This window comes from Nocardia sp. NPDC004123 (assembly GCF_053603795.1).
This window is the reverse complement of sequence record NZ_JBSGGG010000058.1, coordinates 1-13,122: the sequence shown is the minus strand read 5'-3', so window position 1 is coordinate 13,122 and position 13,122 is coordinate 1. Positions and strand designations below refer to the sequence as shown.

5 protein-coding genes are annotated in these 13,122 nt (G+C 70.5%); 4 read left to right on the top strand and 1 reads right to left on the bottom strand.

What is annotated here, in order from left to right; all coding sequences use genetic code 11:
* From ACWEQQ_RS44735 to ACWEQQ_RS44720, 4 genes are all read left to right on the top strand, one after another.
* Window positions 1-11,598, top strand: an 11,598-nt coding sequence (locus ACWEQQ_RS44735) for an amino acid adenylation domain-containing protein (RefSeq protein WP_452352524.1), incomplete at its 5' end; no start/stop codon positions are given.
* Between the two features lie 14 nt (window positions 11,599-11,612).
* Window positions 11,613-11,831 (top strand): MbtH family protein, encoded by a 219-nt coding sequence (locus tag ACWEQQ_RS44730; RefSeq protein ID WP_364614148.1) that lies wholly within the window; start codon window positions 11,613-11,615, stop codon window positions 11,829-11,831.
* Window positions 11,832-11,951: 120 nt separating this feature from the next.
* Window positions 11,952-12,098, top strand: coding sequence for a hypothetical protein (locus tag ACWEQQ_RS44725; protein ID WP_364614151.1), 147 nt, complete (start codon window positions 11,952-11,954; stop codon window positions 12,096-12,098).
* 63 nt (window positions 12,099-12,161) lie between these two features.
* A complete protein-coding gene (locus ACWEQQ_RS44720) occupies window positions 12,162-12,287 on the top strand; it encodes a hypothetical protein (protein ID WP_364614154.1) in 126 nt (41 codons plus the stop codon).
* A 190-nt stretch (window positions 12,288-12,477) separates the two neighbouring features.
* Here ACWEQQ_RS44720 and ACWEQQ_RS44715 read toward each other — a convergent pair whose 3' ends face one another.
* Window positions 12,478-12,936, bottom strand: coding sequence for an ester cyclase (locus tag ACWEQQ_RS44715; protein WP_452352523.1), 459 nt, complete (start codon window positions 12,934-12,936; stop codon window positions 12,478-12,480).
* Window positions 12,937-13,122 lie beyond the last annotated feature (186 nt).

Here is a 13,122-nt window from a genome sequence, read left to right as displayed (position 1 = left end):
TTGTGGGGTCCGCTGCTCTACGGCGGCAAGCTGGTCGTGGTCGACTACTACGTGTCCCGCTCGCCCGAGCAGTTCCTGGAACTGCTGCGCCGCGAACAGGTCACGGTGCTCAACCAGACCCCGTCGGCGTTCTACCAGCTGGCCGAGGCTGACCGGATCGCCGCACCGGCGGACGACGAGCCGGGCCTCTCGTTGCGCTACGTGATCTTCGGCGGCGAGGCGCTCGAGCTGCGCCGCCTGTCGGATTGGGTTGCCCGCCACGGTGATTCCTCGCCGTACCTGGTGAACATGTACGGCATCACCGAGACCACCGTGCACGTGTCCGTGCGGTTCCTCGACGCCGACACCATCGCCGCCGCGACGGGATCGATCGTCGGCCGGGCCATCGCCGGCTTGAGCGTGTACGTCCTCGACGACCGGCTGCACCCGGTGCCGGTCGGTGTCGCGGGTGAGATGTACGTGGCCGGTGGGCAATTGGCGCGCGGCTACCTGGGCCGCCCCGAGCTGTCGGCGGCCCGCTTCGTGGCCTCGCCCTTCGGCACGCCCGGCGGTCGCCTCTACCGCACCGGTGACGTGGCGCGCTGGAACCGTCTCGGTGAGCTGGAATATCTGGGCCGCGCCGACGATCAGGTCAAGGTGCGCGGCTTCCGTATCGAGCTCGGTGAGATCGAGTCCGCCGTGCTGGCCCAGCCGGGCGTGGCGCAGGCCGCGGTCATCGTGCGCGAGGATCAGCCGGGCGATCAGCGCATCGTGGCCTACGTGATGCCCGAGGACGGTGCCGCGCTCACCGGGGACGCCGTGCGCGACGGCGCGGCCGAGTCGCTGCCGTCCTACATGGTGCCCACGGCCATTGTGGTCATGGACCGAATCCCGTTGACCGTCAACGGGAAACTGGATCGCCGCGCCCTGCCTGCCCCGGCCGTGCAGGTCCGCGCCTTCCGTTCGCCGCAGACCGCGACCGAGCGGATCGTGGCCGCCGTCTTCGCCGAGGTGCTCGGCATCTCCGGGACGGAGAACGGCACCGGGCGGGTCGGCCTGGACGACGATTTCTTCACCCTGGGCGGCAATTCGCTCATCGCCACCCAGTTGGTGGCGCGCCTCTCCAAGGCCACCGGCATCGCCGCCGGTGTGCGCATGGTCTTCGAAGCCTCCACCGTGGCCGACCTGGCCGCCCGGCTCGACGCCCACGACACCGCGGTCGACGCGAATACGGTACTGCCGCCGGTGGTTCCGCAGCACCGCGGCGATGTGGTCCCGATGTCCATCGCCCAGCAGCGTATGTGGTTCCTCAACCGGTTCGACACCGCTGGCGGCGGTTACAACCTGCCATTCGCGCTGCGCCTCACCGGATCGCTGAACGTCGAGGCGCTGCGCGCCGCAGTCGATGACCTCATCGACCGGCACGAGACTCTGCGCACCCTCTACCCCGAGCAGGACGGCGTGGGCCGTCAGGTGGTGCTGCCCGCCGGGACCCGCCTGGTGGACCTGGAACCGCGGCCGGTGGCCGCGGCCGAACTGCCCGCGCTGGCGGAGGGCTTGGCCCGCACCGCCTTCGACGTCACCGCCGAGGTGCCGCTGCGTGCCCGGCTGCTGCGCGTCACCGACGAGGCCGACACCTACGTGCTGCTGATCGTGGTGCACCACATCGCCGCCGACGGCTGGTCACTCACCCCGCTCACCCGCGATCTGGCCCAGGCCTACGTGGCCCGCTGCGCATCCACCGCGCCGACCTGGCGGCCGCTGCCCGTGCAGTACGCCGACTACGCCCTGTGGCAGCGCCGCGTGTTGGGCGAGCCCGAGGACGTGACCTCGGTGCTGGCCCGCCAACTGCGTTTCTGGCAGCGCGAACTGGCCGGAACTCCCGATGTGCTGGCCCTGCCGATCGACCGGCCGCGCCCCGCCGTGGCCACCGGCCGGGCCGGGGCCGGGACCGCCGTGCTCGACGCCGAACTGCACACAGCCGTGGTGGAATTCGCGGCCGAACACCGCGTCACCCCGTTCATGGTGCTGCACACCGCGCTGGCCGTGCTGCTGGCGCGGGTGTCCGGGCAAACGGACATCGTGGTCGGCACGCCGGTCGCCGGGCGCGGCGATGAGGCCCTCGACGATCTGGTCGGCATGTTCGTCAACACCGTGGTGCTGCGCACCCGGGTGCGGCCGGATGCCGGCCTGGCGGAGGTGCTGGCCGAGGTGCGCGAGCATGACCTGGCCGCCTTCGACCACGCCGCGGTGCCGTTCGAGACGCTGGTGGACGCGCTGAATCCGATGCGCTCCCAGTCGCATTCGCCGATCTACCAGGTCGGCTTCACCATGCAGAACCTGGCCCAGCCCGATATCCGGCTGCGCGGCCTGGCCATCAGCGGCCTGGACGCCGGGATGCTGCCCACCCAGTTCGATCAGGACTGGACGCTCAGCGACCACTACGCCGACGGCGCGCCTGCCGGGATCGACGTCCACCTGCACTACGCCGCAGACCTTTTCGACGCCGAGACCATCGGCGACTTCCTGGCCTGGTACGAGCGGGTGCTGCGCGCGCTCGTCACCGACCCGCGCACGACGGTGGCGGAACTGGAGCTCATGTCGGTGGCCGAACGCGGCCTGCTGCTGTCGGACCGCAATGCCACCGTGCGGGCGCTGCCCCGCGAGACTCTGGCCGACCTGCTCGACCGCCGCGCCGAGCTGTCGGCCGACGCGGTCGCCGTCGAACTCGACGGCGCCACCATGACCTGGGCGGAACTCGCCGAGCGCGCGAATCGGCTGGCGCGCCTGCTGATTCGCGACGGCATCGGCCCTGACGACATCGTCGGCGTCACCGCGGTGCGCGGCCTGGACCTGATGGTCGCCCTCTACGGCATCGTGCATGCGGGCGCGGCCTACGTCCCGGTCGATCCCGAGCACCCGGCCGACCGCCTCGCCCACGTGCTCGCCACCTCCGACGCCCGCCTGGTGCTCACCGTCGACGGCGCGGAACTGCCCGAGCTGGAAGGCATCCGGACCCTGTCGGTCACCGACTCCGACACCTCCGGATTCTCGGCCGCCCCGATCGCCGACACCGAGCGCGCCCGAGCCCTGCGTCCGGACAACCTGGCCTACGTGCTGTTCACCTCCGGCTCCACCGGCAAGCCCAAGGGCGTCGGCACCAGCCACCGCGCCATCATGAACCAGCTGCGCTGGCTCGAGAACCGCTACGCCGTAACCGAATCCGACCGCATCATGCAGCGTGCGCCGCTGGCCTTCGACGTCTCGGTGTGGGAGTGCTTCCTGCCCGCCCTCACCGGCGCGCCGCTGGCGCTGCTCAGGCCGGGCGGCCACCAGGACCTGGATTACCTGGCCGCCCGCATGCGCGAGCACGGCGTCACCATCGCCGAGCACGTGCCGTCGGTGCTGGCCGCGCTGGTCGCGGAGGGCCACGGCGAGGCACTGCGCTCGTTCCGCCACCTGCACACCGGTGGTGAGGCACTGCCCGCCGAACTGCTGGGCGCGCTGCGCGCCCACGTCTCCGGCGCGGTGCACAACGCCTACGGCCCCACCGAGGCGGCCATCTCGGCGGTGTACCACGAGTTCACCGATGCCGACCCGGATTACGAGGTCGCCATCGGCCTGCCCAACTGGAACACCCGCGTCTACGTGCTCGACGCCCGCCTGCGGCCGGTCCCGACCGGCGTCATCGGCGAGCTCTACCTGTCGGGCACCCAGCTGGCGCGCGGCTACCAGGCGCGCGGCGGGCTCACCGCCGAACGCTTCATCGCCGATCCGTTCGGCGTGCCCGGCGCGCGCATGTACCGCACCGGCGACCTGGTGCGCTGGAACCGCGCCGGGAACCTGGTGTACCTGGGCCGCAACGACTTCCAGGTGAAGCTGCGCGGCCAGCGCGTCGAGCTCGGCGAGATCGAGGCCGCGCTGCTGTCGGCGGCCGATGTCGCCAATGCCGTGGTGCTGCTCGACCGCGACAGCGCGGGCACCGAATGCCTGATCGGATACGTTTCCGGCCCAGGCATTTCCGCTGCGGCCGTCCTGGACCACGCCCGGGATCGGTTGCCCTCCTACATGGTTCCCGCGCACCTGGTGGTGCTCGAGGACATGCCGCGTACCAGCGTCGGCAAGCTCGATCGGTCGGTCCTGCCAAAGGTCGAATTCACTGCCGCGGCGACGGCTTACCGTCCCCCGAACCCCGGCGCGGAGACACTGCTGGCCGACCTCATCGGAGAGCTGCTCGGGGAAGCGCGGGAAGGCGCAGCGGACCCCATCGGAGCGGACGACGACTTCTTCGAACGCGGCGGCAACTCGCTGCTGGCCATGCGCCTGGTCGCCCGGATCAATGCCGCCTTCGGCTGCGATCTCGGCGTACGCACGGTGTTCGAGGCCCCGACCGTGGCCCTGCTGGCCCCGGTGGTCACCGGTGCCGGCCGGCGCACGCTGCCGCCGCTGGTGGCGGTCGAGCGCCCGACGCGAATCCCCCTGTCGCCGTCGCAGACCCGCATGTGGCTGCTCAACCGCCTGGATCCGGCCTCGCCCGCCTACAACATCCCGTTCGCGGTGCGGCTCATCGGCGACCTCGACTTCGAGGCGCTGCGGGCGGCCATGGCCGATGTCATGGCCCGGCACGAGGTGCTGCGCACCGTCTACCCGATGGACGCCGAGGGCGTGGGCCACCAGGTGATCCTGCCCGTGGGCACCCTCATCGACCTGCCCATGGAGGTCGTCACCGGGTCGGTGGTGGAGCGGTTCTACGAATTCGCCGCCGCCGGTTTCGATGTCACCACCGAACTGCCGCTGCGCGCCATGCTGCTGCGCGAATCCGAGACCAGCCACGTACTGGTCGCGGTGCTGCACCACATCGCCGGTGACGGCGCGTCCACCGACCCGCTGCTGACCGACGTGGTGCTGGCCTACCTGTCCCGCACCGCCGGGAACGAGCCCGCCTGGGAGCCGCTGCCCGTCCAGCACGCCGACTACTCGCTATGGCGACACCTGGTGTTGGAGGCGGTCGGCGAGACCGAATTGGATTACTGGCGTGCGACTCTCGCCGGCGTCCCCGACGAGATCACCCTGCCCGCGGACCGTCCCCGCCCGGCCGTCGCCTCATTCCGCGGCGCGGTGGTGCGCGGCCGCATCGGCGGCGGCATCGGCGAACGGGTGCGCGAGATCGCCCGCCGGCACCACGCCACTCCGTTCATGGTGCTGCACGCCGCGCTGTCCACGCTGCTGGCACGACTGTCCGGCAGCGACGACATCGCCGTCGGCACACCGGTATTGGGCCGGGACGAACCCGTGCTGGATCGCGCGGTCGGCATGTTCGTCAATACCCTTGCGCTGCGGACCCGACCGGCCGCGCACCGCACTTTCTCCGAACTGCTGGCCGAGACCCGGGCGGCGGATCTGGCGGCCTTCGCGCACGCCGCCGTCCCGTTCGAGCAGGTGGTCAGCGCTCTCGGGGTGACCCCCGAGACCTCCCGGCATCCGCTGTTCACGGTGTCGCTGAACTATCTGGACCTGGACAACGGCACCCACGCCGTGCCCGGCCTGGTGCTGGAACCGGTCGACTTCGACGACACCGTCGCCAAATTCGACCTCACCTTCTCCGTCGGCCAGGACCTCGACGCCGACGGCAACCTGGTGGTCGAACTGGTCTACGCCACCGATCTCTACGACGAGGACACCGCCCGCGACCTGCTGCGCCGTTTCGGCCGGGTGCTGGGCACCGTCACCGCGGACCCGACCCGCACCCTGGGCAGCGTCGAGGTGCTCTCGCCCGGTGAGCGGAGTGCCATCCTGGCCCGCCGCGGCCCGGCCGCGCTGGAACCGATGTCGCTCGCCGAAATCCTGCGCGCGGCAGTAGATCTCAACCCAGCAGCCACCGCGCTGGTATACCGGGGCGAGCAGATCAGCTACCGGGAACTCGATGAGCGGTCCTCGCGCCTGGCGCGACTGCTCATCGAATATGGTGTCGGGGCAGAAGATTTCGTGGCCCTGTCGGTCCCGCGCTCGGTGGACTCGGTGGTGGCGCTGTTCGCGGTCGCCAAGACCGGGGCGGCGTTCCTGCCCGTGGACCCCACCTACCCGGCCGACCGCATCGGCTTCATGCTGTCGGATTCCGGTGCGCCCGTCGGCATCACGGTCGCCGAGTACGCCGACCGGCTGCCGCACGACACCTGCGCCTGGCTGGTCCTCGACGACCCGGCCACTGCGGCCCGGCTGGCCGCGCTGCCCAGCGCGCGCCTGACGCCCGCCGAGCTGGTGCGTCCGGCGCACACCGACAATGCCGCCTGGATGATCTACACCTCCGGTTCCACCGGCCGGCCCAAGGGCGTGGTGGTCGGCAACGCGGGCATCATCGGCATCGCCGGCGTGCACCACCGGCACTCGCCGACCACGTCGAGTTCCCGTGTCCTGCACCGCACCTCGCCCAGCTTCGACGCTTCCATCCTGGAGATTCTGATGGCGTTCCCGGTGGGAGCGGCCATGGTGATCTCCCCGGTGGAGATCATCGGCGGAGCGGAGCTGAAGGAGCTCATCGAGTCCGAGGGCGTCACTCACGGCGTGTTCACCCCCGCGGTGATCAACACCCTCGACCCCGACACCCTGCGCGGCATGCCGTATCTCACCGTCGGTGGCGAGGGCTTCGGTCAGGACCTGGTGGACCGCTGGGGCGGCACCCGCGAGCTGTACAACGGATACGGCCCCACCGAGATCACCATCATCAGCCACATGAGCTACCCGCTGCCGCCACACGGCCGCGTGGTGCTCGGCGACCTGGTGGACGGTCAGTCCGCGGTCGTGCTCGACAACCGGCTGCGGCCCGTCCCGGACGGCACCGCGGGCGAGTTGTACCTGCGCGGACCGGGTCTGGCGCGCGGCTACCACGGCCGCGCGGGCCTGTCCGCCGACCGCTTCGTGGCCGACCCGTACGGCGCGCCCGGCGGCCGTCTCTACCGCACCGGCGACCTGGTGCGCTGGGTGCGCAGCCCCATCCCGGGCTCCGCCGAACCCACGCTGGAGTACCTGGGCCGCTCGGACGACCAGGTGAAGGTGCGCGGCCTGCGCATCGAGCTGGGTGAGATCGACGCCGCGCTGATCGCCCACGAGAGCGTGGAATTCGCGGTCACCGTCGGCCACACCGGCCGCACCGGCGAGGTGTCGCTGGTGTCCTACGTCGTGCCCGCCGCCGGGCGGGTGGTGGACACCGAGGAGCTGCGCGCCTTCGCGGGCCGCTCGCTCATCGCCTACATGGTCCCGGCCGTGATCATGGTCATCGACGCCGTCCCACTCACCCCGATGGCCAAGCTGGACCGAAAGGCGTTGCCGGAGCCGGTCTTCCGCACCGCCGAGTTCCGCGCCCCGCAGACCGTCGTCGAGCGCGCCGTGGCCGACGCCATCGCCGAACTGCTCGGCGCGGATCGGGTCGGCCTGGACGACGACTTCTTCGCCCTCGGCGGCAACTCGCTGAGCGCGGTGAAGCTCTCGGCCCGCCTGTCGGCGCGGCTGGGCGTGGACGTGGCCATGCGCACCGTCTTCGAGCACTCCACCGTGGCCGGTCTGGCCGCCACCGTGGACGCCGACGTGGTGCGGCCGTCCGACGAACCGATCCTGGCCCCGCGCACCGGCTCCGGGCCGGTGCCGCTGTCGCTACCGCAGCAGCGCATGTGGTTCCTCAACCGCTTCGACGGGGACTCCTCGGCCTACAACATGCCGATTCCGATCCGGCTGTCCGGAACGCTGGACATCCCCGCCCTGGAGGCCGCGGTGGCCGATGTGGCGGCGCGGCACGAGGTGCTGCGGACGGTGTACCCGCTCACCGAATCCGGTCCGGTGCAGATGATCCAGACCATGCAGCAGGTGGAACTGCCTTCGCTGCAACCTTTCTCGGTAGCACAGAGCGAATTATTCGGTGTGATCACCGAATTCGTGTCGGCGGGCTTCGACGTCACCAGCGGCATCCCGCTGCGCGGTCGCCTGTTCGCCCTAGCGGGCACGGAGAACGAGTACGTGCTGGTCGTGGTGGTGCACCACATCGCCGCAGACGGCGCCTCCATGGCCCCGCTGGCCCGCGACGTGATGACCGCCTACGCCGCCCGGCACGCGGGCCAGGCCCCGGCCTGGGCGCCGCTGCCGGTACAGTACGCGGACTACGCGCTGTGGCAGCGGGCCCGCCTGGGCAGTGCGGACGATCCGCGGTCGCTGCTGTCGCGGCAGCTCAGCTTCTGGCGCGACGCGCTGGCGGGCCTGCCCGATCAGTTGGACCTGCCGTCGGATCGGCCGCGCCCGGCCGTGCTGTCCACCGAGGGCACGGCGGTCGAGTTCGAACTCGACGCCGACCTGCACCGGCGGCTCACTGAACTGGGCCGCGCGCATGGCGCCACCCTGTTCATGGTGCTGCACGCGGCGTGGGCGCTGCTGCTGGCCCGGCTGTCCGGCACCACCGACATCGCGGTCGGCTCACCGGTCGCGGGCCGCGGCGACGAGGCCCTCGACGATCTGGTCGGCATGTTCGTCAACACCCTGGTGCTGCGCACCGCGGTGGATCCGGCCTCCGACTTCACCGCCCTGCTGGCCGGCGTGCGCGAAGCCGACCTGTCCGCCTTCTCACACGCCGACGTGCCATTCGAACGCCTGGTGGAGGCACTCGACCCGGCCCGCTCCACCGCTCGCCACGCCCTGTTCCAGGTCGGCTTCTCGTTCAACAATGTCGAGTCCCCGGAGCTGGAACTGGACGGATTGCGGGTCGGCGCGGCCGATTTCGAGACCGTCATCTCGCAGTTCGACCTGCACCTGGTGATCGCCGACCGCTACGCCGCCGACGGCGCCCCGGCCGGACTCAGCGCCCAGCTCACCTACGCCACGGCCCTGTTCGACAAGGGCACCGCTACCGGGTTCGCCGAACGCCTGAGCCGCCTGCTCTACGCGGTCGTGGCCGGCCCGGCGACCCCGGTCGGCGACCTGGAACTGCTGGCCACGGCCGAACGGTCGCGAATCCTGAAGTCCTGGAACCAGACCGGGTACCGGACCGATCGCACCCTCACCCTGCCGGACCTGCTGAATCGCACCATCGCCGACACCCCGGACGCAATCGCGCTCGTAGGTGACGGCGACGAGCGGGTCATCGTCACCTACGCCGAACTCGGCGAGCGGGTGAATCGCCTGGCCCGGCACCTGATCTCGCTGGGCGTCGGCCCGGAGAGCCGGGTGGCGCTGGCGCTGCGACGTTCGGTGGACCTGGTGGTCGCCATGTACGCGGTGTCGGTCGCCGGTGGCGCGTACGTGCCGGTGGATCCGGACCAGCCCGCCGACCGCACCGAGTACATCCTCGCGACCGCGGACCCGGTGACCGTGCTGACCTCCGGCACCGACCTGTCGGTGGACACCGCCCAGGTCCGCATCGACCTGCTGGATCTGGCCGGATACTCCGACGAGCCGGTCAGCGACGCCGAGCGCCGCGGCCGGCTGCGGCCCGCGCACACCGCCTACGTCATCTTCACCTCCGGCTCCACCGGACGGCCGAAGGGCGTGGCCGTGCCGCACGCGGCCATCGTCAACCAGTTGCTCTGGAAGACCGCGGAATTCGCGCTCGGTGATGATGACGCCGCCCTGCTGAAGACCGCCGCCACCTTCGACCTGTCGGTCTGGGAGTTCTGGTCGGCGGCGGCGTCCGGCGGCCGGCTGGTCATCGCCCGCCCTGACGGGCAGCGCGATCCGGCCTACCTGCGCGAGCTCATGGTCCGCGAGCGGGTCACCACCCTGCACGCGGTACCGTCCATGGTGGACGCGCTGCTCAGCGCCGGAGCCGACCTGCCCGAGCTGCCGCTGCGGCGGGTGCTGGCCATCGGTGAGGCGCTGCCCGCGCCGCTGGCCCAGCGCTTCCGCGCGGCGCAGCCCGACACCGAGCTGTACAACCTGTACGGCCCCACCGAGGCCGCTGTCTCGATCACCAATCACTATGTGACCGAGGATGATCAGGTCACGGTGCCGGTCGGCGCCCCGGAGTGGAACTCGCGGGTCTACGTCCTCGACGCCCGGCTGCGGCCGGTCCCGGCCGGGGTGGAAGGCGAGCTGTACCTCGCGGGCGCGCAGCTGGCGCGCGGCTACTTCCGTCGCCCCGAACTGACCGCGGATCGCTTCGTGGCCAACCCCTTCGAACCGGGCGAGCGCATGTACCGCACCGGCGACCTGGTGGCCTGGAACGCCGAGGGCGAACTGGAGTACCGGGGCCGCACCGACTTCCAGGTGAAGGTGCGCGGCTTCCGCATCGAACTGGGCGAGATCGAGGCCGCGCTGCTGGCACTGCCGCAGATCGCGCGGACCGCGGTGCTGGTGCTGGACCGGGGCGCGCAGGGCGGCACCCTGGTGGCCTACCTGGTCCCGGCCGCGGGTGTCGCGCTCGACACCGACCGGGTGGCGGCTGCGCTGCGCGAACGGTTGCCGTCCTACATGGTGCCCTCGGCCTTCACGGTCCTGGATACCCTGCCGCTCAACGTGAACGGCAAGCTGGACCGCGCCGCGCTGCCGGAACCGGTGTTCGCGGCCCGCGAATTCCGCGCTCCCACCAGCGAAGTGGAGCACACCGTGTGCGCCGCCTTCGCCGCGGTGCTCGATGCGGAGCGAATCGGCCTGGACGACAACTTCTTCGAGCTGGGCGGCAACTCGCTGCTGGCGGTGCGACTGGCCGCCGAGCTGAGTACGGCCTTCGGCACCACGGTGCCGGTACTGGCGCTGTTCACCGACCCCACCCCGGGCGGCCTGGCGGCGCGGGTGCGGCGTCGGGAGTTCGCGGTGGACCGCGCCTTCGACGTGCTGCTGCCGCTGCGCGACGGTACCGGCGCGCCCCTGTTCTGCATCCACCCCATCGGCGGCGTGGCCTGGTCCTTCGCGGGCCTGACCGCCCACCTGGAGGCGAACCGGCCGATCTACGGTCTGCAGTCCCCGACGCTGGGCAGCGCGGTGCCGCTGCCGGATTCGATCGAGGAATGGGCCGACCGCTACGTCGAGGAGATCCGCCGGGTGCAGCCGGAGGGGCCGTACCACCTGCTCGGCTGGTCGCTGGGCGGCGTCATCGCGCACGCGGTGGCGGTGCGGCTGCAGGACGACGGGCAGCGGGTGGCGACGCTGGCCATGCTGGACAGCTCGCTGGATGTCGACGGCCCCATGGTCGACGCCGGGGCCCAGTCGGTCACCGTGCCGATCGGGGAGATGCTGGGCGACCTGCTCGGCGATCCTGCCGACCTCGAGGGTCTCGACCCGGCCGCCCTGGCCGACCAGCTGGCCGCGCTGCCCGAGCCCTTCGCCTCGGTCGGCGCGGATCGCCTGGCCCGCATCATCGACAGCGGCGTGGCCTCGCTCGAGCTCATCGGCCGCTACCGGCCTCGCCCCTTCCACGGTGACCTGCTGTATTTCACGGCGGCCCTGGATGATCCGACCGGAACCCTGGGTATCTCGGGCTGGCCCGACGCCATCGACGGCGAACTGCGCAACCACTCGGTGTGGGCCACCCACTGGCGGATGGCGAGCCCGGAGGCGCTCGCCGTGGTCGCCGACGCCCTGAACGGGCAGCTCTCGAACGAATCCAGCCTGCACGCCGCAGCCGGCTCGGAAGACCGTGCCTAGAAAGGAATACCGCAATGAGCAATCCCTTCGACGATGAGGACGCGCAGTTCTACGTGCTGGTCAACGAGGAAGAACAGCACTCGCTGTGGCCGGTGTTCGCCGCCATCCCCGGCGGCTGGTCGGTCGCGCACGGCCCTTCCCGGCGGCAGACGTGCCTGGACTACGTCGAGGCGCACTGGACGGACATGCGGCCCAAATCGCTCATCGAGGCGATGGCGGTCGATCCCGAATAACCCGCGGAAATAACAGCTCCGCACCTGAACCCGAGGCCGCTCATGGCCTCGTGCGGCGGTCCCGAGAAGAAACCACACATCGAGGGGGTCTGTCCGCGTCGTGAAAGAAAGGGAAACACCATGACCACCACTCCTCCCCCCACCGGTGGCGGAACCACCGTCGACATCGGCGCCCTGATGACCCAGGTGCTGCAGTTCCTCGGCGCTGGTTCCACCGCGAGCTACAACCCCAAGGGGCCGAAGGGCAAGCGTCGCAACGCGAAGTAATTCGCATTGCCCCTTCGCGAAGAGATTCGCACTGAAGAAAACAATCTCGAAAGGATTCACCCCATGCCTCTCTACACAGGCAGTGGCTTCACCGACCTCTTGCTCGCCTTCGCTCACCTCGTGACTTCTGGATCGTCGACGTCGATCACCCAGCCGGGCGCGGGCACCACCACGCCGCCGGTCGTCTAGGAGGCGCGATGTTCAGCGGCAGTGCAATCAACGACCTCTTCGCGATGATGGCGAAGGCGTTGGGCACCGGTTCCTCGTACACCTTCCCGCCGCAGACCACGACTACGGCGTAGCGGTCGGCCAGGTGTGAAGGCCGCCAGGGCATTCCGGTCCTGGCGGCCCCGGGCCCGCGACGTCCGGCCATCGGCGCTCAGTCGACGGCCGGCCAGTCCCAGCCCAGCTGAAGAAACATGCCCAGCCGGTCGCTGACCGCGCGGATCTCGCTGATGCGCGAGCCGGTCAGGGTGAAGATCCAGATCTGCTCGACGTCGCAGGTGCGTCCGGTCGGCTCCGGCATCCGGGCATGCGCGCCGGTGTGGCGGCCGATCACCCGCAGCCGCGCCACGATCCGATTGTCCTCACCGATCAACTCCTGCACCAGGATTCCGCTCTCCTGCTCGTCGATGGCACTGAAGGCCGCGAGCTGCTGACGGAAGCCCTCGATGGCGGCGCCCGGTGCGTCCTCCTCCCCGAAGATCACCTTGTTGTGGTCGATCACCTGCGGGGACAGGTAGCGGACCCAGTCGGTCCCACCCTCGAGGCCGTGGTTGAGCGCGTTGATGAACGTGGTGATGACGGTCTTGTTGTCGGCGACGGTGGTGGTGGTCATGCGGTTTCTCCCTTTCCGATAACTCTTACGTCGTAAGAGTTCGTTGCTGTGGACTATGATTCACTTACGACGTAAGAGTTGTCAACACCGGAAGGACTCTCAATGACCGTGTCAAGCGGCGGTAGCGGCGGGAGTCGGTGTGTCGAAGCTGAATTCGCGCCGATCTCGCAACAGTGCCCACAAAAC

Bases quoted from the DNA above. Each gene is read 5' to 3' on its own strand.
- ACWEQQ_RS44730 (WP_364614148.1), top strand. From the start codon at position 11,613: ATGAGCAATCCCTTCGACGATGAGGACGCGCAGTTCTACGTGCTGGTC.
- ACWEQQ_RS44725 (WP_364614151.1), top strand. From the start codon at position 11,952: ATGACCACCACTCCTCCCCCCACCGGTGGCGGAACCACCGTCGACATC.
- ACWEQQ_RS44720 (WP_364614154.1), top strand. From the start codon at position 12,162: ATGCCTCTCTACACAGGCAGTGGCTTCACCGACCTCTTGCTCGCCTTC.
- ACWEQQ_RS44715 (WP_452352523.1), bottom strand. From the start codon at position 12,936: ATGACCACCACCACCGTCGCCGACAACAAGACCGTCATCACCACGTTC.